The 18,764-nt window shown below is 63.1% G+C and carries 17 protein-coding genes and 2 pseudogenes; 6 read left to right on the top strand and 13 right to left on the bottom strand.

Translation table 11 applies throughout. The annotated features are described in order from the left end of the window. Positions 1-37: 37 nt before the first annotated feature. The gene (locus AC0V7N_RS14780) at positions 38-991 is read left to right on the top strand and encodes a helix-turn-helix domain-containing protein (protein ID WP_475458653.1); all 954 of its coding nucleotides are present in this window, start codon (positions 38-40) and stop codon (positions 989-991) included. 69 nt (positions 992-1,060) lie between these two features. Here the strand turns inward: AC0V7N_RS14780 and AC0V7N_RS14775 are convergent, their stop codons facing one another. Together AC0V7N_RS14775 and AC0V7N_RS14770 are read right to left on the bottom strand one after the other, a co-directional pair. Then, positions 1,061-1,894 (bottom strand): class I SAM-dependent methyltransferase, encoded by an 834-nt coding sequence (locus AC0V7N_RS14775; protein ID WP_475458651.1) that lies wholly within the window; start codon positions 1,892-1,894, stop codon positions 1,061-1,063. Positions 1,895-1,987: 93 nt separating this feature from the next. Beyond that, on the bottom strand, positions 1,988-2,401 hold the full coding sequence (locus tag AC0V7N_RS14770; RefSeq protein WP_475458648.1) for a DOPA 4,5-dioxygenase family protein: 414 nt from the start codon (positions 2,399-2,401) through the stop codon (positions 1,988-1,990). 407 nt (positions 2,402-2,808) lie between these two features. Here AC0V7N_RS14770 and AC0V7N_RS14765 point away from each other — a divergent pair, with 407 nt between their 5' ends. The 4 genes and pseudogenes from AC0V7N_RS14765 (at position 2,809) to AC0V7N_RS14750 (ending at position 5,848) form a co-directional block, all read left to right on the top strand. Next, positions 2,809-3,270: a hypothetical protein gene (locus AC0V7N_RS14765; RefSeq protein ID WP_475458646.1), complete on the top strand. Its 462-nt coding sequence runs from the start codon at positions 2,809-2,811 to the stop codon at positions 3,268-3,270. Positions 3,271-3,357: 87 nt separating this feature from the next. After that, positions 3,358-4,191 carry an SPFH domain-containing protein gene (locus AC0V7N_RS14760; protein ID WP_475458644.1) on the top strand — a complete coding sequence of 278 codons (834 nt, stop codon included), beginning with the start codon at positions 3,358-3,360 and terminating at the stop codon, positions 4,189-4,191. Continuing rightward, positions 4,188-4,724 carry a hypothetical protein gene (locus AC0V7N_RS14755; protein ID WP_475458641.1) on the top strand — a complete coding sequence of 179 codons (537 nt, stop codon included), beginning with the start codon at positions 4,188-4,190 and terminating at the stop codon, positions 4,722-4,724. The genes AC0V7N_RS14760 and AC0V7N_RS14755 overlap by 4 nt, the downstream gene beginning before the upstream one ends. Positions 4,725-4,877: 153 nt before the next feature. Further along, positions 4,878-5,848, top strand: a pseudogene (locus AC0V7N_RS14750) (ornithine cyclodeaminase family protein). Between the two features lie 440 nt (positions 5,849-6,288). Here AC0V7N_RS14750 and AC0V7N_RS14745 read toward each other — a convergent pair. The 8 genes from AC0V7N_RS14745 to AC0V7N_RS14710 all read right to left on the bottom strand — a co-directional run bounded on the left by AC0V7N_RS14745 (position 6,289) and on the right by AC0V7N_RS14710 (position 14,765). Continuing rightward, entirely contained in the window at positions 6,289-7,236 is a 948-nt protein-coding gene (locus tag AC0V7N_RS14745) for a 3-hydroxyacyl-CoA dehydrogenase NAD-binding domain-containing protein (RefSeq protein ID WP_496627929.1), read from the bottom strand. Between the two features lie 77 nt (positions 7,237-7,313). Continuing rightward, the gene (locus tag AC0V7N_RS14740; protein WP_496627928.1) at positions 7,314-8,129 is read right to left on the bottom strand and encodes a transporter substrate-binding domain-containing protein; all 816 of its coding nucleotides are present in this window, start codon (positions 8,127-8,129) and stop codon (positions 7,314-7,316) included. Positions 8,130-8,218: 89 nt separating this feature from the next. Then, positions 8,219-8,881 carry an amino acid ABC transporter permease gene (locus AC0V7N_RS14735; RefSeq protein WP_475458635.1) on the bottom strand — a complete coding sequence of 221 codons (663 nt, stop codon included), beginning with the start codon at positions 8,879-8,881 and terminating at the stop codon, positions 8,219-8,221. Then, positions 8,878-9,519, bottom strand: coding sequence for an amino acid ABC transporter permease (locus tag AC0V7N_RS14730; RefSeq protein ID WP_475458633.1), 642 nt, complete (start codon positions 9,517-9,519; stop codon positions 8,878-8,880). The genes AC0V7N_RS14735 and AC0V7N_RS14730 overlap by 4 nt, the downstream gene beginning before the upstream one ends. Beyond that, a complete protein-coding gene (locus AC0V7N_RS14725; RefSeq protein ID WP_496627927.1) occupies positions 9,516-10,325 on the bottom strand; it encodes an ATP-binding cassette domain-containing protein in 810 nt (269 codons plus the stop codon). The genes AC0V7N_RS14730 and AC0V7N_RS14725 overlap by 4 nt, the downstream gene beginning before the upstream one ends. A gap of 158 nt (positions 10,326-10,483) precedes the next feature. Continuing rightward, positions 10,484-11,794 carry an aspartate aminotransferase family protein gene (locus tag AC0V7N_RS14720; protein WP_475458628.1) on the bottom strand — a complete coding sequence of 437 codons (1,311 nt, stop codon included), beginning with the start codon at positions 11,792-11,794 and terminating at the stop codon, positions 10,484-10,486. Positions 11,795-11,835: 41 nt separating this feature from the next. Further along, positions 11,836-13,074 carry an NAD(P)/FAD-dependent oxidoreductase gene (locus AC0V7N_RS14715; RefSeq protein ID WP_475460335.1) on the bottom strand — a complete coding sequence of 413 codons (1,239 nt, stop codon included), beginning with the start codon at positions 13,072-13,074 and terminating at the stop codon, positions 11,836-11,838. 140 nt (positions 13,075-13,214) lie between these two features. Further along, positions 13,215-14,765: an aldehyde dehydrogenase family protein gene (locus AC0V7N_RS14710; RefSeq protein ID WP_475458626.1), complete on the bottom strand. Its 1,551-nt coding sequence runs from the start codon at positions 14,763-14,765 to the stop codon at positions 13,215-13,217. Positions 14,766-14,921: 156 nt separating this feature from the next. On the opposite strand from AC0V7N_RS14710, the gene AC0V7N_RS14705 reads away from it, so the two are divergent. Next, positions 14,922-15,695, top strand: coding sequence for an IclR family transcriptional regulator domain-containing protein (locus tag AC0V7N_RS14705; protein WP_496627926.1), 774 nt, complete (start codon positions 14,922-14,924; stop codon positions 15,693-15,695). A gap of 524 nt (positions 15,696-16,219) precedes the next feature. Here AC0V7N_RS14705 and AC0V7N_RS14700 read toward each other — a convergent pair. The 3 genes and pseudogenes from AC0V7N_RS14700 to AC0V7N_RS14690 all read right to left on the bottom strand — a co-directional run bounded on the left by AC0V7N_RS14700 (position 16,220) and on the right by AC0V7N_RS14690 (position 18,762). Then, positions 16,220-17,413 (bottom strand): IS91 family transposase, encoded by a 1,194-nt coding sequence (locus AC0V7N_RS14700; RefSeq protein WP_475453809.1) that lies wholly within the window; start codon positions 17,411-17,413, stop codon positions 16,220-16,222. A 3-nt stretch (positions 17,414-17,416) separates the two neighbouring features. After that, positions 17,417-18,324, bottom strand: a pseudogene (locus tag AC0V7N_RS14695) (tyrosine-type recombinase/integrase). A gap of 192 nt (positions 18,325-18,516) precedes the next feature. Next, positions 18,517-18,762 carry a MoaD/ThiS family protein gene (locus AC0V7N_RS14690; protein ID WP_140575064.1) on the bottom strand — a complete coding sequence of 82 codons (246 nt, stop codon included), beginning with the start codon at positions 18,760-18,762 and terminating at the stop codon, positions 18,517-18,519. Between the last annotated feature and the right edge of the window lie 2 nt (positions 18,763-18,764).

Raw genomic sequence — 18,764 nt, 5'->3', positions numbered from 1 at the left:
GACAAGACGGGAGGTTTCTTTGGAGGAGGAGACTAGAATGCACGCTGCCGCCCACCATGTCAGCATCGCCGACGGCGAGGCTTTCCTGTCGACATCGCGCCTTCTGTTCGGGCCGATCACGCAGCGCTTCCCGCGCGGCACGGTGCCGTCGATCCCGCAGCTTGTGTCGGTCAATCTCGGCGCCTGCCGGCTGTCCGAGATCAAGGCCAATTCGCATCTGGTGGTCAACGACCGGCTGTTCTGGCGCAGCTTCGATCCCGACGCGATCAAAATCCTGATGCAGATCAGAGGCCGCAGCCGTTTCGAGCAGCAGCAAATCGCCGTCGACCTCGGCCCGCAATCGGCGATCATATATGACCCCGTGCGCAGCTACTCCCTGCAGAACCTCAGCGATGTCGACCAGCTCATCCTGCAGGTGCCGCGCTCGACCTTCGGCGACGACACGCTCGCCCGCCTCTCCGCCCCCCTGCCGCTGCCCGGCAACGGCGACAGCCTGACCCACATCGTCTCCGGCCTGATGCAGATGGCGATCGGCGAGGCCCACAGACTGGACGAGGCCGGCAGCCGGCGCGTCGGCGACAGTCTCGTTCAGCTGGTCAACGGCCTGATCCAGGCCAAGCCCATGGCGCCCGAATTCCGCCGCTCGCCGTTAGAGGCGCTGCGCGAGCGCATCGTCGCCTATATCGACGCCAACCTAGCGCGCAGCAGCCTGTCGGCCGAGGACATCGCCCGCCACATGGGCTGCTCGCGCCGCTATCTGCACCGCGCCTTCGAAGGCGAAGGCGCCACCCTCGAACGCTTCGTCTGGGACCGGCGGCTGGAGCGCAGCAAGGAAGAATTGCTGTCCCCCGCCCGCGCCTCGGCCTCGATCTCCGAAATCGCCTTTGCCTGCGGGTTTAACTCGAGCGCGCACTTCTCCCGCGCCTTCAAGAGCCGGTATGACGTCGCGCCGCGGGAACTGAGGGAACGGTTGCGGGCGGTGGTTCATTGACGCGCGATCTTCGCTGAAAATTCCGCGCAACCGCCCGCCCTTGCGCCCAGACCTGAATGCGGCGGAGCGCTAAACGCGGCAGACCGCCATGACGAAGAACTCGCGGTAACAGAAGTCCGGATCGTCGAGCAGGCGATCGGGCCGCTGCTTCAGCTCCTGCCAATAGGCCTGGTCGGCGTCAGGCAGGGCGTAGCCCGGCGCGACGCCGGCAAGATAGGCCAGCAGGTCGCGAACATAGTCGCGCGTGAAGGCAGGCGCGGGCGCCCAGCGCTCGACCAGCCAACCCTTGCGGCTGACGACCTCCAGGCCCGCCTGCCGCAGACGCGACGGAAGCGTCGAGCCGCAATCGGTACCGAGCACGCCTCGGTCGCGAAATCCCTGCAGCCGGGCTGCCATGAAGCGCGCGAACAGGGCGCGATCCATGGGCAGGATCTGCAGGATGGTCGAATCGAAATCCTTGACCGCGAAGATGCCGCCCGGCTTCAGCACGCGCCTGGCCTCGCCGACGGCAAGCTCGAACTCGGCCGGCGTCAGATACTGCATGACATTGCCGGACCAGACGCAATCGAACGATGCGTCGGCGAATGGCAACGACAGGATGCTGCCGACATGCGTGGCAATTTCCGGCGGCTCGGACAGCGTGCCCGCGAGCGCCTCGACCCGGGCGATGTTTTCGGGCGCGAGGTCGAGTGCGGCGATGAAGCCCGATGGGCCGACGGCCCTGGCGATGAGCGGCAGGAAGCCGCCGCTGCCGCAACCGGCGTCGAGCACGCGCCAGCCCGGGCGGATACCGGCGTCGAGCAAGGCCGCCTCGTATTCGGGGCGCGACGATTCGAAATGAAGGTCGAGCCAGCCGGCCTCGCTCGCTTCATGACCGGTGGACGTTTCGTTTCTGACAGACAAATGGCTCCCCCCGGTGATGGCGCATTGCAGATAAAAGCGTGCCGAACGGCATCACGCAATGGCAGTGCTGGTCTGCGTGGAACCAACGCCGGCCTACGCCGGCAGCGACGGCTCGGTGTTGACCTCCAGCGCCTCTTCCGCCTCGTGATCGTCCGGAAGCGTGTCGCCGTGCACCCCCAGCGGCCGGCCGATCCAGACCGGATCGACCAGATGGTCGCGCTTGGGGTTGGTCGTGTTCGGGTGGATGAGGATGCTCAGGCCGCCATGGTTCAGCATCAGCCACGGGACGAGCGCGCCGAAAAGCTCGTTGGCGAAGGAGACCTGGTACATGGGCTGGTCATGCGGGCCGACTTGCCGGTCGTGCCAATTGCCCAGGCGGACGCGGAACCGTTCGCCGATGCGCAGCCGCAGCCATTCGGCATGCTGCCGTTCGGCCTGCCCGTCGAAGTAGATATGGGCGTGATAGCTGGCGATCTCCGCCAGCGGCCGTGGACTGTCTTCGCTCATCTCGATGCCCTCCCTCGCAACGTGGCGACACTCCGGCCATTGAGCCCAAGAACGCGGTTTTAAGCAAGCTCACCTGACCATCCAGAGGGTCGCGCCACCGCCGGCAAGACCAGCAATGGCTGGCACCGCTATAGCTCTCGATAATGTGTATGGCTGGCATTTGAGACTTCCCTTATCAACGACGCAGCTTTTGCCCATCCGTGGTTCCCGGACAGCCCCGTCCGAGAAAAAATGTGTTTGACGCGTCAACTGGGAGGGAAGTCGACAGGCATCGCCATTGATCCGCCGGGAAGCGGGCCATTCGTGCCTGAGGACGAGAGCGTGCGGCGCCAAAGGCGCGCTGAACGGGCGGCGTCCACCATCTTCAATTCTGCAATCAACGCGGACCACGGAGCGGGGCTGGTCGAATGTCGTTCTTTGTCTTTGCACTCATCTTCGCATTCATTCTCTGGCGGCAGCTGGGCAAGAGCCGGCGTCCGGAAAGAGCCGTCCAGCCAGAAGCCCCCGCCTCGCCGCTGGCCGCCTTCACCGACGACGACAAGGTCGAAGACATCGCCACCGATGTCGCCGGGCTGGTCTCGACCTTCCTTGGCCAAAACAGCAAGGACCTGATCGAGCAGGTCGTCAGCCGGGCCATCCAGGACTCTGGGATCAGGACCGCCGAAGCCATTGCGCCGGTCGTGCGGGCCATCTCGGCCGCCCGACCGCCGGCCCGCGAAAAGCAGCGCGCAAAATACCTGCTCGACGGCGATGGCGGCTACCGCCAGCGCACCGACCGCACCGCACGGCTGCAGCAGCAATTCGGCGGCAAAGGGCTCTGTTCGCCGCGCCATTCAGGGCCGGCGAAAGCGCAGCAGACAAATCGCTGAGCCGGAGCCAGCCAGCTCTGCCCGGCCGAAAGTCAACAGGATCAGGCACGCGCTGGGCGTGCCGGTAAATCAGGAGGGGAATTCGACATGGCAATCACCAGACAGGTCATCACGTCGCTGCAGCGCGACGGCACGGACGCGCTCGGCACCCGAACCGTGGCGATGAAGATCGTCGACGAGAGCATCGTTTCAGGCTCGCTGTTGACGGTGGAAAGCAACCATTTCTGCATCCTGAAGTCGCGCGGCGCGGTGCTCAACGTCTACGAGACCGGCCAATATGCGCTGCAGACGCCGGACAAGCCGCTGGTCGGATCGATCGTGCAAGGCTTCTTCGGCGGCTCCTCGCCCTGGGTCTACGAGGTCATCTACATCAACCGGTCCAAGCTGCTGGTGCGCAATGAGGGCATCGCCACCTCAGCCGAGATGGCGGAGATGGCCTATGTCGTCGACTACTACATCCACATCGACAGCAAGGAAGAGGCGCTCGATCTCATCACCCACATGCCGTTCGCGGGCGCGGTGATCGACACCAAGGAAATCGCCGACTATGCCGGCCCGGCCATCGAGCAGGCGATCAACCAGATCATCCAGGTCACCAAGATGGAGAACATCAACGAGCGCATCAGCGATGTGCGCGAGGCAGTGAAGCTGCACCTCACCGATTTCCTGAAGGTCTACGGCATCATGCTGAACGACCTCAAAGTGCTGATCATGCCGCGCGACGAGCGCATGCGCGAACTGATCTCGCTGCAGGCGATTGGGCTCAGCCCCATCGAGGCGGTGCGCTATTATCTGGCGCTGCGCATGGCCGACAAGGGCCTGGTGTCGGCGCCCAACGCCGCGGCCGGCCTGCCCTTCAACATTGGCGGCCAGCCGACGGGCTTCTATCCCCTGGGCGACGAGGTGGGCGCGACAAGATGAGCCGCTTCTACGAGGCCGGGCCGCTCGCCAGGGTCGGGATCAACCTGTTCTATGGCTATGGCTACAATTTCTACCGCCAGGAAAACCAGCTGCGCGCCGACGACCAGCGCGTGCGCGAGATGGCCTGCTCGCTGCTCGGCCGCGCCCGTGCCGCCGTCGACGAGGCCGAGGCCCGCTACCGGCGCGAAAACATCCAGCCGCCGACGCGGGCCAACCCGTTCCCCGACGCGACAGTCGTCGCCAACGCCCAGGCGCTCGAGCGCCTGGGCCGCGAGGTCGGCGCCCTCGAAGGCCTGATCCGCCACCAGCCGGTGCCGGAAAACGACCGCATGACCCAACGCTACCGCCAGGAAGCCGCCACGCTCGCGGCCTTGGCGGAGAAGGATGCGGTGCTCGTCGGCCAGGCGGAGCTGCTGCGGTCGATGTTGGAAGGCGTCGCGGGCGATGCGATGCTGGCCGGCAGGCGTGAGATCGAAGAGGGGATTGGCGCGATCACGGCGACGTTGCGGGAGCGGCAGACGTTTTTGCTGTGAGGTTGGCGATGAAAGCGACAGGCGGCTCGCCCATCCTCCCTTCCGCCGGCCCGCCGGGATGAGCCGCTTCCCCAAACCGCTCGCCGGCATCGCCAAGGCTTTCGGCACCGTGCACATCGTGTAGTCTGACGGTCTCCTTGGGAACATGACAAGATGAACAACCAGTCCCCGGCCGCCGAGACCCTGCCCTATCTGTCGTCGGCGGTTCTCGATCGCCTGGCGATCTCCACGCCTGACATAGTCGACGAGATCGAACGCCAGATCGTCGGCCAGCGGCGGGGCGAAGTCTGGTGCGCGCCGAAGGCCGCCGTGTGGCCGGGCGACGACCGCTACATCATGGCCACGCTCGGCGTCGCGTCCGTGCCACCAGTGCTGGCCACCAAGTCGCTGGTGGTGAATCCCCGCAACGCCCAGCGCGGACTGGCCACGATCAATTCGCTGATCACGCTGCTCGATGCCGAGACGGGTCTGCCGCTGGCCCTGGTCGACGGCAATTGGGTGACGGCCAAACGCACGGCGGGCCTGAGCGCCGTCGCCGCCAGGCGCATGGCCCGGGACGATGCGTCGTCGATCGCCTTCATCGGCTGCGGGTGCAATCGCGTGGACATTTAGAGGCATTCGCTAATCTTTTTCCCTTGCGCGAAATCCGCGCCTTCGGGCGCGGCAAAAGCAATCGCGACGCGCTTTGCGAGATGGCACGGTCGCGGGGCCTCGAAGCAATCCCCAGCGATACGGCAAGGGCCGCCGTGGAGGGCGCCGACATCGTGGTGACGACCGTGACCCTGGTGCCCGAACCCGAACCGTTCCTCAATGCGAAATGGCTGAAGCCGGGAAGCTTCACCGCCATCACCGACCTCGCATTGCCCTGGCTGCCCGCAACGATGCGCCGCTTCGACCGCATCGTCATCGACGACCTGGAGCAGGAGAAGCAGATGCCCAAACCCATGGTCGACCCAGCGCTGGTCGCCGGCGACCTGACGGGCCTTGTCTGCGGCGACTATGCGGGGCGGCAGAACCCAAGCGAGGCCACGGCGTTCGTGTTCCGGGGCATGGCCGTGGGGGATCTGGCGGTTGCGGCGCTGGCGTATATGCGCGCGCAGGCGGCGGGGGTGTTTGGGGCGTAGCTAAGGTCGGGACCGGCGGAACGGGCGCGACGTCAGCGCTGGAAGGCCTGATCCGGTGCGAGATCGAGGTGGGGATTGGCGCGATCACGGCGACGTTGCGGGAAAGACAGACGTTTTTGTTGTGAGGTGGGAGGGCGGGTGACCTAGCTTCGCAGACCGACCCTGACTGCCTTGCGCCTCATATCGGCCATTGAGATAATCGCTGCCGCTTCCCGAAAGCGGACTTCACAGGGACCGCGCTGTAGGACTCTGTTGCGCCATAAGCGTTCATCAATGGCGTCGCTGTAGGGTCGACAACGACCGAGTTGCGCCCAGGATTATCCATCTTGGCAAATGCTCGAAATGGAGGCCGCCGGATTGTCGTCACCTTCCAAAAGTCCCGCCTCGTTCAACCACTATGCGAACCTCGCCGCCCATCGGGCGACGAGAACGAAGGTCTGTCAGTCCGATGAAGCGGCCGCATCGGCCTTGAGCCAGCGGATCAGTTCCGCACGGCGCTTGGACTTGAGCTCCTGTCCTTTTCCGTTGCCCCACTCGCGAACGCCGAGCCCTGTCGGCACGCCACGGTGCCCGGCCTTCACAAGTGCCCCTATCGCGTCGGGCGGCCCGGAGGAAACGTCGAGATGCGGCTGCAGGAAGCTGGCAAAGTGATACATCGTATCAAGCCCGCCCATGTCGGCGGACTCGATGGGCCCGGTCACTGCCAACCGACGGCCAATCGAGTTTCGAACGATGGCGTCGATCGCCTCCGCCGTCGCAAAGCCAGCGGCCCACAACGACCAGGCTTCACGCAGAGCAGCAAACTGAATTCGGTTGCCAATGAAGCCCGGAAGTTCGTGATCGATGACCACCGGTTCCTTGCCCGCTGCCTTCAACTCCCGACAAATCCGCTCAACGACATCGGGCCTGGTTCGCGGGCTGCCGCAAACTTCCACCAGCGGCAGCAATTGGGGCGGATACCAGAAGTGAGCCGCGACGACACGCTCTTTTCCGGAGACAAGCGTGTCGAGGGCGCTCGCAGGATGCCCGCTCGACGACGCAAGGATCGCTTCGGGCGCGCAAATCCGGTCGAGTTCCGCGAAGATATTCCGCTTGAGATCCATGTCCTCCGGAACCGCTTCGAAAATCAGTTCGGCCATCGCGGCGTCAGCGATTTCGGTGTGAGGCAAGATACGCGCGAGCGAGGTCTCGGCGTTCTCCAGGCTCAACAGACCGGCGTCGACGAACTCTTTCAGGCTCAGGCGGATATTCTCCAGCGACCGGGTCAGACTGGCTTCACTTCGGCCGATCAAGCGCACGGTCCAGCCTGCTTTTGCGAGCACCTCGGCAATTCCGTGGCCTATGACACCATTGCCGATTACTGCGGCGATGCGGCTATCTGTAACCATCTTCTCTCCCTGCACCGGTGTGACGACCCAGGACGCTGCGCGCCCCGGGTCCTGTAAAGGCAGTGATCAATCCTGCCTTATTCGATGACGTGCGGTTCACCCACATCGGCGGCGGATGCAGGCAAGCCATGCGCTTCAAGCGCCTTAACGACCGTACCGTCGCCGTGGTAGACGGCCAAGGTCGTATCCATCGCCTTGATCAGAGCCTTGTTGTTCAAGGGCAGTAAGAACGCCGTTTGGGAAGCGAGCGTAGTCGCGGCGATCCGCTTATCCGCCTTCAACAACTTCACCTGGACATCCGAACCCTGGGTGAGGTTCAGCGCCGCACCGAACCCCTCAAGGCCGGCGTCGAGACGTCCTGCCTTTACGTCCTGCGCCAGGTTGAGTGACGACGGGTAGGTCCGTGATCCCTCGAACTGCGTTTCCATGTCGTTGACCCAGGCATAGCCTTCGATCGTGCCGACGGCCTTGCCCTTCAGTTGATCGATCGTTTCGAAACCTTTCGTGGATTCCACGGCGATCTGATCCAGATAAACCGGTGGGCTGAGCGCCACGACCTTGGCACGGGCAGCGGTGCGATAGAAGCCGCCGATGGCGACGTCGGCTCTGCCCGACTGGATGGCCGAAACGGCTGCCGGATATGTGTAGATCTGATACTCGACCTTCAGGCAGTTCTCTGCCGCGAAGCCATTGACCAAGTCACCGTCGATGCCAGCGACAGCGCTCTTGTCTTCAAACGAGTATGGCGGCGTGTTGGTGAGGGCCACCGTCAGAACACCGGCCTTGATCGGATCGAATTTGAACTTTGGCGTGCAGGCTGTGGCGCTGGCCATATGCGTTCCGAATACGATGGTGGCAGCTGCCGCGACAGCGATCTTGTATCCGATACTCATTGCTCATTCTCCTCTGTGATTGTTTGAACGACTTCGAGTTCTGTTTCCTTTGCAAAATATCCTGCGCAGCCCTCCAGGTGCGCAGAGGGCTATTTGTTGAGATGCCGGCCCATGCGCCCTTCGACGAAGCTGACAAGCCAGCCAAAAGGTATGGTTACCGCCAAATAGAAGAGGCCTGCGGCAGTCAGAACATCCAGATACTGGAAATTTGATGCGCCTATTCTGTATGCCCGGCTCAGTAGTTCGGGAATTGCTATCGTAAAAGCGAGCGACGTTACTTGAAACATGAGGATGGCGAAGCCGAGCAATGCTGGCGTGGCCACCATGACGCCTTGCGGGATCACCACATAGCGCAACATATCCCGACGGCGCATGCCGAGGGCCGATGCGGCCTCCACTTCGCCGTAAGGGACCGACTGCAATCCTGCCCGCAGGATCTCGCTGGTATAGGCCGCTGTCGTCAACGACAGGGCTATGGCGCCGCATACAAAAGGCGCGAATGTGAGCCCGACGGTGGGCAATCCGAAATACACCATTTGAAGGACGACCAATGCAGGGGCGCCACGGCCGATCTCCACCAGGACGATGCTGGTCCATCGGACGGTCCGCAGCGTGCTGGACGAGGTCAGCGCCATCATCAGCCCCGCTGGAAATCCGAAAAGCAGACACCAGAACAGCAATTGCACGCTGACCCAGAGGCCGCCGGCGAGTTGGGGAACCCAGCCCCACCATGTTCCCAAAACGTCCATCATCGCGACACCCGCTTGCGAAGCCGGGTGTCCACTGATCGCGATAGCCAGACGACTGGGATGGACAGCAGGATGTACAGTGCCGCGGCCAGCATGAACGGCAGCAAACCGCCGCCGGTGCTTTGCGCATGCTGGAACGCGCGAAACGAAATATCGGTGACACCCAGAGTGGACGCGACCGCCGAGTCCTTGAGCAGGCTGATCAGGTAAGTGGTCGCCGGCGGGATCGCGACACGCATCACTTGCGGCCCCACGATCAGTGCCATGACATCGGGCCCGGACATACCCAGAGCCGTCGCCGCCTCCGCCTGGCCGAAATGCACCGCCAGAAACCCAGTGCGGTAGATTTCTGCCAGATAGGCGGCGGAAACCAGCCCAAGACCGATCACGGATGCCTGGAAAGGGTTGAGATCGATGATCGAGGTGCCGATGCCAAAGAACAGGATGAACAGCCAGACGATTGGCGGAATACCGCGCAGGACGTCGATCAAGGTTCTGCTGACCATGCGCAGCAGAAACGACTTTGACCGGCGCATGAGAACGAGCGGAACTCCAAGCACTGCCCCAATCGCAAAAGCGACGAACGTTACTCCGAGGGTCCACGGCACACCTGCCAACAGTGTTTGCAAGGTCTCGATCATTGGCGGTCCAGGATTGCTCGGAAGAATTCGCGCGACCGTGGCGAGGTCGGGTTCTTCAAGACCGACTCGGGCGGACCGTCCTCGATCACCGCGCCATCGGCCATGACGATGATGCGATCGGCGACATCAGCGGCAAAGGTTATCTCGTGGGTGACGACGATCATCGTCATCCCGTCCTTGGCCAATTCCCGCATGACCGCGAGCACCTCGAGTCCAAGTTCGGGATCCAGTGCCGAAGTCGGCTCATCGAAGAGCATCACCTCTGGACCGATCGCCAGCGCGCGCGCTATGGCGATGCGTTGCTGCTGCCCACCCGACAGTTGCGATGGATAGGATTCAGCTTTGGCGACCAGCTTCACTCGGACGAGAAGTTGGTCGGTGCGCTCGTCAGCCTCCGCCCGGGTGAGACCCAGCACGCGCTGCTGGGGCAGCGATATGTTCTTGCGCACGGTCATGTGGGGGAACAGGTTGAAGGACTGGAACACCATGCCGGTGCTGCGCCGCAGGTCCAGGAGTGTACGGTCGGAGGTGGGGGCACCAGCATGGAACCGACGCCCGCACACCTCGATACAGCCCGACATTGGCCGTTCCAGCAGGTTTATCGAGCGCAACAAGGTGCTCTTGCCAGCACCGCTCGGCCCGACGATGGCGACCACTTCGCCACGCTGGATCTCCAGGGAGACGTCGTTGACCGCACGATGCGTACCGAACTCGACAACGATATTGCTCAGCTTGACGATGGTTTCGTCCCGAACCGCAGATATTCGCGTCGTCTGATCGGCGGCTGGCATTTTCTGTTCGTCCATCTGTGTCCTCCTTGCGGCGCGCAGCGGCCCTGGCTTGCTTCAAGCGCAGTCTTCCGTCCGCCGTGAACCGTGAGGTTCAAAACGCGCCAATTCCAGAAGTTCCATTTATCGGTACTTTGTCCCTATTTTCGGGAATTGACCAAAGTACGCTCTCATTGTCAAGCGGCGACTTCGGCCAAAGCCTCATCCACCGACTTGATGATCTCCAGAATGTCGCCGTCGGTCATCGGGGTCGAAAGCGCAAACAAGCCGTATCCGGCCGCCAGAATGCCGCGGTTGAGCAGTGCCATGTGAAAGATGCCCAGTTTCCGGCGCGCTTCGGCGTTCGGATAGACAGATCGGTAGTCGGTCACCGGCTGATCGGTGAAGTGAACCTTGAACAGCGAACCCAGGCCCACGCAAACGCCGGCCAGACCGCGCCGGGCAAACGATGCATTGATGCCCTGGCGAACGGTCTCGCCGATCCTGTCGAGCCGCTCGAAAACAGACGGCGTCAACGCTTGCATGGACGCCAGCCCGGCACGCATGGTGACAGGATTGGCCGAGAACGTGCCTCCATGTGGCAGCGCAGGTTTTCCGCGCGTTGGATCGAACACGCCCATCACGTCGGCGCGCCCGCCGACGGCGCCAACGGGAAATCCGCCGCCGATGATCTTGCCCAGAACGGTCAGATCGGGCGCAATCTCCCACAGGCCCTGCGCACCGGAATAGCCGAGCCGAAACGAGATGACTTCATCGAAGATCAGCAACACACCTGCGGCACGCGCCGCCTCGGCCAGCGCTGCAAGATAGTCCTGCCGTGCCGGAATGAGTCCGGCGCGGTTGGGCAGCGGATCGATCAGGATCGCTGCCAGCTGGGGACCGTGTTCGGCGATCACCGCCTGTGCCGTCGCGATGTCGTTCAAGGGCAGGACGAGAACGTCATCCAGCACACCTTGCGGCGTTCCCTCGGCATATGCGATCGGCGCAGGCGTATTGCTCCAATTGTCGGGCCGTGAATCGAGGCTGACTTCGGCGTAATCATAGGACCCGTGGTAGGCGCCTTCGATCTTGGCGATCTTAGGCCGGCCGGTGAACGCCCGAGCCGCCTTGATCGCCATCATCACTGCCTCGGTACCCGAGTTGGTGAACCGAACCTGATCGACCGCTGGCAGGCGCGATACAAGCAGTTCGGCGAGATCGATCTCGCTCGATGTGGGTGCTCCGAACGCGGTTCCCAACCCCAACTGGTCGTTCACAACCGCATTGATGGACGGGACCGCATAGCCATGGATCATCGACGTGAAATTGTTGATGCAGTCGATGTAGACGTGCCCGTCCGCATCCCACATGCGGCAGCCTTCGCCGCGCACCGCGTAGATCGGGAAGGGGTCGAAATAGACAGTGGTCCGCGTATTGCCGCCAGGCATCACCGCCTTGGCCCGCTCATAAAGCCTGGCAGATTCGGGAGAGTTCTCGGGATAGTTCATGTGTCGATCTCGGTTTGAAGAATGCGCATTGGGCGTCGGGCTCAATGCGCCTTGAGCTTGCCCAGCGGCGTGCGGGCAGTCTTTTTGTCTTTCCAGTCGAAATATTTCATGGCAGCCGGCAGGAACCAGGGCTTGCCGCGGTAGAACGGCATGGTCGGAAACCGATCCTGGGAGAAGACGGTCTGGCCTTTGGGGTCGCCCAATATCTGGTGGCCGATCTTGTGACCCAGATAGCTGCCCATGGTGACGCCGGCGAAGTTGTAGCCCATGGCATGCCAAAGGCCGTCCCGCCCGCCGGCGTGTGGCATGAGGTCAAACGTGCCCGCGCAAAACCCGGTCCAGACATGACTGAGCTTGACCTGCCGCAGGTCCGGTAGCACCCGCGCCATGATGGCATGCATCTTGAGGGCGATTTCGTCAGCCGACTGCATGCCGCCGGCTGTTGCGCCGCCGAGCAATATGCGGTTGCTGTCCGGCGCCGGCCGGAAAAAGTCGATGTCGGTATTGGTGTCGATGACCACGCGCCGATGCGGGATGATCTTGCGGACGAGTTCAGGCGCAAGTTCCTCGGTGGCAGCCATGTAGCCCTGGAATGGAATCACCCGTCGCGACCACCAGCCCAATCGCGCGGTCGTGTAGCCGTTGGTGGTCACGACCACGTCACGCGCCGCAACGTTGCCGGCGGTCGTTGTCACCGAGAAGCGGTACGGGCCGCCCTGGCGCACGATTCCCATCACGTCGGTCCGTCCGCAGATCAGGACACCGGCGGCGGCGGCTCTGTCCAGCAAACCCTGGTGATAAAGCCCCGGATGCAACGACCCGAGATCGGGAATGGTGGCACCGCCATGATAGATGTCGGTGGCCAGCTCCGTGCGAACGTCCTGGCGCCCGATCATCGCATAAGGCAGATCGAGGTGCTTGTTGACGGCGCCGAGTTCGCGCGCCAGCAATTCATAGTGCGCAGGCGAGGTTGCCCCGACGAAGCGGCCGTCGCGAGCGGCAAGACAGTCGATTTGCTCCTCGGTGATGAAATTCATCAAGGTCTGGTAAGCGTCATCGAGTTCGCGATAGACGCGGATCGCGTGCGGCAGGCCGCGGCTGTTCTGCAGGCCGATGAACGACTTCTTGAGCACACGGCCGAGAAACCCGGCATTGCGGCGAGCAGCCCCGGAACCTGGATCCTCGCGATCGACGACGACGACCTCTCGCCCCCTGCGCGCCAACACAAGCGCCGCGCGCAAGCCGGTGAAACCAGATCCAACAACAACGACATCCGCCACGCGAGGCAATGGGACTTCCTGACTGGCAACAGGGGTCGCGGCGTCCCACCAATAAGGCGCGAAACGCAGGGTTTCGGTTGTGACTGCGCGGGCGCCGCCGATGCGCGAACCGTTTGGCGATATCATCTTGACCTGACCAATCAGCGCTTGTGCATCACGGTGTGGCTCTGCTCGCGCGTGAACTGGGGCAAATAGTGCGGCCCGAGCCCGCCCTTGCCTGTAACGCCCGACCCCTTCCACCCGCAGAAAGGCTGCGAACCCGGCCAGGCCCCGGTCGTGGCGCCGCTGGCGCGGTTGGCATAAAGCACTCCGGCTTGGGCGTGCGCCAGGAAATAGTCGATTTCGGCCTGATCCCGTGAATAGACACCAGCGGACAGACCGTAATTGACGTCATTGCCTTCTTCGATGCCTGACTGCAGGTCGTCCACCGGCCGGATGACCAGGAAGGGCATGAAGAGCTCGTCGTTGGTCAGCCGGTCTCGCTCGCCCAATTCGACGATGGCCGGGGTGAAGTAATTGCCCGTCAGACCTTCGAGGCGTTTGCCGCCGAAATGGACAACGCCTCTGGAGCGCGCCTCTTCAACGGCGGCAGTGAAGCGGGCAACACTCGGCGCATCGTATAGCGGCCCCATGAACTGCTCACGCGCTCGCGGGTCGCCGATATGCAAGGTAGCGGCAAACGCCTTGATCGCGGAAACGAACTCATCCTTGACGGTCCTATCGACATAGACGACCGAGCAGGCACTGCACTTCTGCCCCTGCAGACCAAATGCAGATCGGGCGACACCTTCGGCCGCCACAGCAATATCGGCGTTGCGGCTGACATAGGCCGGATTCTTGCCGCCCATATCGGCGATCAATGGCTTTGCGTGGTCCTGCGCCACCAATTGACGGAAAATGCCCATGCCTGTTTCGTAAGAGCCGGTGAAGGCGATGCCATCCACATCGGCCGAGCTTACGAGGGTTTCGCCGACCACACGTCCGCCGATCACAATGTTGAATACGCCTTGTGGCAGGCCGGCCGCCTTAAGCGTGTCGGCCAGCATCAACCCGGTAAGCGCACAGGTCCGGGAAGGTTTGTAGACCACCGTATTTCCCGTCAGCAGTGCACCGCAGATCATGTTGATCGAAAGCGCCAGCGGGAAATTGAAGGGCGAGATCACGCCGAAGACGCCGTAGGGGCGCAGAACGCTTCTGGTGGTCTCGTTGCGCACCAGTTCGTTCATTGGCTGCGCGTAGCCGTTGCGAAGCTCAAGCTCACTGCGGTAGTACGCCACCATATCAAGACACTCTTCGGCTTCGCCAACGGCCTCGATGCGCGATTTGCCGATCTCGTAAAGTGCCGCCAGTGCCAGATTGTATTTCTCGGCGGCAAGCGCTTCTTCCCAGCGGGACGCGAAATCCAACCTGTCCTCCAGCGAACTTGCGGACCAGGCACCGCGCGCCGCGCTGGCCGCAGCGATTGCAGCTCGGATGTCGGATACTGTCGAGGTTGGAAACGCCCCCAACAACAGCGCACCGTCGATCGGGCTGATGATCGAATATGATGGCCCACTGGCAAATTTCGCTGTCCAGGAGCGGCCGAGTCCTTCGGCTTCAAAAATCGGAATCAACTGATCGAGCCGGTCATGAACCGGAGAAAAGTCTGTCCCGGTGTTTGAATATGTCACGCGCGGCAGGGAGCTCGGCATAAAGGGAAATCTCTCAATTAATGGCACTAAGTTCCATTTATCGGAACTCTCTTGCGATTGTCAAGCTAGGTACCATTTATTGGTTTATTGGCCTAGAAACTGGAACGGCGCTGCGCTAACCCTGTCATTCCCGACAATCAGGCAGGGCTGGTGGTGATGGACGATCTGACGAACCAGGATGGGCCGCTCGAGCGGTACATATCCGTTCTCGAGGTGTTGGCGCCTTTTCCGGAGGGCTTGGCTGCTAGTGACATCGAGACCATGCTCAGCCTGCCTAAGAGCACTGTGAATCGGCTATTGAAGACCTTGAGTGATGCAGGCCTGGTTGCAGCGAGCGGGATCAAGAGCCGCAACGTCGTTCTTGGGCGACGGCTCCTGCGCTTGCTGCATACGGCATCCGACAGCAGCTGGATCGAGATCGCGACCAAGCGGCCGCTTCAGGCACTGGCTGACAAGACCGGCGAGTCCTGCTTCATCGTCAAACTCTCCGGATTGCAGATCCGCTCGGTTAACAGTGAAGCGCCCGACACGCCCGTGCGGACATACGTGGTTCCTGGGAGTATCATGCCCATCAACGCCGCCGCCTCCGCCAAGGCAATCCTGGCATGGCAGGAAGAACAGGTCGTCGCGTCGCTGCTCGAACAGCCCCTGGCAGCCCTCACTGCGAATTCGACAACCGACAAGGCCAAGCTCAGGCAGGAGTTGGAGGTCGTCCGTGCAAAGGGTTACGCGACCGATATGGCGGAACACGTGGAGGGCCTGGCCTCGATCGCGTGCCCCATTCACACCAAGGCAATTGGTGTGATCTATGCCATCGGCCTTACCGGACCGTATCATCGTATCATTGGCGACGCGTTTGAGCGACATGTGGCCGACCTTAAGCACACGGCCGCGCAATTGGCCAAGTCGCTGGCCTTTGAGCCCGACTAGCGCACGGTCGCCGCTATGGTTGGTAGCAATGCACAGTCACCTGGATAAAGGCTCCGGCGCTAATTCTGGTCTGCCATGTCAGCCAGGTCATTTGGCCAAAGCTGAGACGGCATTTTCCCCGGTTGACGGTTGATCGTCCGCTAAGGGTCAATCTGAGACCTTGGATCCACCCGGTTGAATGTCCGCGATCGTTTTTTCGACCGCGAGAAGTTGCCTGTCCGCTACCGTGAAGAGTTTCGGGCGCCGGCAGGCGTACGAAAGTCCCCGAGGAAGGAACCCGCGGGCCACAGGCGATGGTTATGGGGATTTCGATTTTCGGCTGGTGTCGGCGATGGCGCGACCGCCGCTGGGAAGTGGCGGGTTTGATGCGGACGGACCGTTTCGCCTTTCAGTCACGCGGTATTGTCGGCTCGTCGCGCGGCCGGACGCGACCCGTTCGGCGTCGATAATGACCATGGACACGCGTGGGTCCGTTGCCGGAGGCTGAGTGCCTGCGGCTGAAGGCTGGAGCATGCCATGCCGGGTCATGGAGAGTTCTCCCGGTTCGTCGCCGTGGTGTCCGGCGGTCCGCGCGGCTGTCGCCACCGTTCGAACGTCTCGATGATGATCATGCTTCCGCCGCAGCACCGGCATGGCGGACGGAAATCAGTCGGTTCTACCGAGTTGTCGTCCTCCGACGGCGCAACGACGTTCAGCAGTTCGCGGGCGCGTGCGAGGCTGGTCTTGCGAGCGGAGCCGGCGAGCAGGCCGTAGTGCCGGATGCGGTGGAAGCCACGTGGCAGGATGTGGAGCAGGAATCGGCGGATGAACTCGTCGGTGGCGAGCGTCATGACCTGCTGCCGATCGGTGCCGTCACGACGATAGTCCTTGTAGCGGAACGTGACCCCTGCCTCATCGAACCGGATGAGGCGGCGGTTCGAGATCGCAACCCGGTGGGTATAGCGGGACAGATAGGCGAGCACCGCCTCCGGCCCGGCGAACGGCGCCTTGGCGTACACCACCCAGCGCTTCTTGCGGACCGGCGACAGGTGCCGCACGAATGCCTGCCGCGCGGACAGGTGCGCCATCGATCCGAAGAAGGCGAGCCGTCCTGCGTCGTGTAGCGCGACCAGCCGGGTGAGGAAGAGCCGTCGGAACAGCTTGCCGAGTACGCGCACCGGAAGCAGGAAGGCCGACCGAGAAGATATCCAGCGGCTTCCGTCCGGCGCGATGCCGCCGCCCGGCACGATCATGTGCAGGTGCGGATGGTGCGTCATCGCCGATCCCCAGGTGTGGAGCACCGCGGTGATACCGATGCGCCCGCCGAGGTGTCTTGGGTCGGCGGCGATAGTCAGCATCGTCTCCGCTGCCGCCTTGAACAGCAGGTCGTAGACGAGCGCCTTGTTCTGGTACGCGATGTCGGCGACCTCGGCGGGCAGCGTGAACACGACATGGAAGTAGCCGACCGGCAGCAGGTCGGCCTCGCGCTCGGCCAACCATGTCCGTGCCATCGCGCCCTGGCACTTCGGGCAGTGCCGGTTGCGGCAGGAGTTGTAGGCGATCCGCCATTGGCCGCAGTCCTCGCAAGCCTCGACGTGACCGCCAAGGGCTGCGGTGCGGCAATACTCGATCGCCGACATGACCTTGAGCTGGGCGAGGCTCAGGTGACCTGCATGGGCGGCCCGGTAAGCGGGTCCGGCAGCACGGAAGATGTCCGCGACCTCGATCGAGGCGCGCACGGCTCAGATGTCGGGCGAGACCTCTCCCGGCTTGAACAGCCCCAGTTTGTCGAGCGGGCTCGTCACGGCACGCACCGTCCGGGTCGCCACCTTCGCGTAAAGGGCGGTGTTGTTGAGCTTGGCATGCCCGAGCAGGACCTGGATGATCCGGATGTCGGTGCCGTCCTCCAGCAGGTGGGTGGCGAAGCTGTGGCGCAGCGTGTGCGGCCCGACCCGCTTGGCGATGTCGGCGGCCTGGGCCGCCTCGACGACTATGCGATAGAGCTGCCGCGTGCTGATCGGCTTCATCGCATGCTGTCCGGGGAACAGCCAGCCGTCGCGGTGCATCACGCCCTGCTGACGTCCGACCTTCCACCACTCCCGCAGAAGCGTGAGCAGGTCCTCCGAGAGCATGGCGTTGCGATAGCGCCCGCCCTTGCCACGCTCGACGCGCAGCAGCATGCGCTCGCTGTCGACGTCGGCAACCTTCAGCATCGACACCTCGGCGACCCGCAGGCCCGCGCCATAGGCGACTGACAATGCGGCCTGGTGCTGAGACACGTGGTGGCGTTGAGCAGCCGGGCCACCTCGTCGCGGCTGAGCACCACGGGCAGGTTGCGCGGATGCGCCAGCCGGACAAGCCTGCGCGCCAGGTCCGGGCGGTCGAGCGTGTGGGTGAAGAAGAAGCGCAGCGCCGACACGATGCTGTTCATCGTTGGCACGGGAACGCCGTCCTCCTGCTGCTCGATCTGGAACCGGCGCAGGTCGTCGGCGGTAGCGGTGTCTGGTGAGCGCCCGAGGAATGTCGCCAGGCGTCCGATGTCGCGGAGATAGTTGCGCTGCGTCTCGCGTGAGAAGCGCCGCATGTTCATGTCGTCGATCAGCCGCCGGCGCAGCGGGCTGACGGGTCCATCGAGAACGGGGTGCTGCATGGTCAGGCTCCTTGTTGAAGAAGCCCGTCATGCTCTGCCCCCGCCGGACGACGCTCAATGCAGGCGCGACGCCCGGCCTGTGCCCTCTACCTCAATCGCAGGCGCCCTCCCGCGCAGCGGGTTCGTTCTCCGGCCTCAGCAAGACGTTCGAGGCCTTGATGCCAAGCGATTTCGGCGAGGCCTCTACCCCCCTCACCCCCCCGCCAGCCGCGGCAGCAGAAAAATCTCCGCCCCCTGCGGCAGCTTCTTCGACCACGTATCGCGATAAATCACCCCGTCGATCGCCACGGCAATCCCGCGATCTATCCACGGCTCAAACCCGGGATACTGTTCAGCCAGTTTCCTGAACAGCTCCCTGATGTCCTTGGCCTCGACCTCGACCTTGCTCTTGCCGCCGGCGAGCTGGCCGAGCGCGCCCCAAAGGGTGACTTCGACCAGAC

This window comes from Mesorhizobium kamtschaticum, assembly GCF_056174585.1.
The sequence above is the reverse complement of the archived record's forward strand: the minus strand, read 5'-3'. Positions and strand labels throughout refer to the sequence as shown.

Excerpts from the sequence above, each read along its gene's own strand:
- AC0V7N_RS14780 (WP_475458653.1), top strand. The coding sequence starts at position 38 with ATGCACGCTGCCGCCCACCATGTCAGCATCGCCGACGGCGAGGCTTTC.
- AC0V7N_RS14720 (WP_475458628.1), bottom strand. The coding sequence starts at position 11,794 with ATGAACTATCCCGAGAACTCTCCCGAATCTGCCAGGCTTTATGAGCGG.
- AC0V7N_RS14705 (WP_496627926.1), top strand. The coding sequence starts at position 14,922 with ATGGACGATCTGACGAACCAGGATGGGCCGCTCGAGCGGTACATATCC.
- AC0V7N_RS14770 (WP_475458648.1), bottom strand. The coding sequence starts at position 2,401 with ATGAGCGAAGACAGTCCACGGCCGCTGGCGGAGATCGCCAGCTATCAC.
- AC0V7N_RS14740 (WP_496627928.1), bottom strand. The coding sequence starts at position 8,129 with ATGAGTATCGGATACAAGATCGCTGTCGCGGCAGCTGCCACCATCGTA.
- AC0V7N_RS14755 (WP_475458641.1), top strand. The coding sequence starts at position 4,188 with ATGAGCCGCTTCTACGAGGCCGGGCCGCTCGCCAGGGTCGGGATCAAC.
- AC0V7N_RS14765 (WP_475458646.1), top strand. The coding sequence starts at position 2,809 with ATGTCGTTCTTTGTCTTTGCACTCATCTTCGCATTCATTCTCTGGCGG.
- AC0V7N_RS14760 (WP_475458644.1), top strand. The coding sequence starts at position 3,358 with ATGGCAATCACCAGACAGGTCATCACGTCGCTGCAGCGCGACGGCACG.
- AC0V7N_RS14735 (WP_475458635.1), bottom strand. The coding sequence starts at position 8,881 with ATGATGGACGTTTTGGGAACATGGTGGGGCTGGGTTCCCCAACTCGCC.
- AC0V7N_RS14745 (WP_496627929.1), bottom strand. The coding sequence starts at position 7,236 with ATGGTTACAGATAGCCGCATCGCCGCAGTAATCGGCAATGGTGTCATA.
- AC0V7N_RS14730 (WP_475458633.1), bottom strand. The coding sequence starts at position 9,519 with ATGATCGAGACCTTGCAAACACTGTTGGCAGGTGTGCCGTGGACCCTC.
- AC0V7N_RS14725 (WP_496627927.1), bottom strand. The coding sequence starts at position 10,325 with ATGGACGAACAGAAAATGCCAGCCGCCGATCAGACGACGCGAATATCT.
- AC0V7N_RS14710 (WP_475458626.1), bottom strand. The coding sequence starts at position 14,765 with ATGCCGAGCTCCCTGCCGCGCGTGACATATTCAAACACCGGGACAGAC.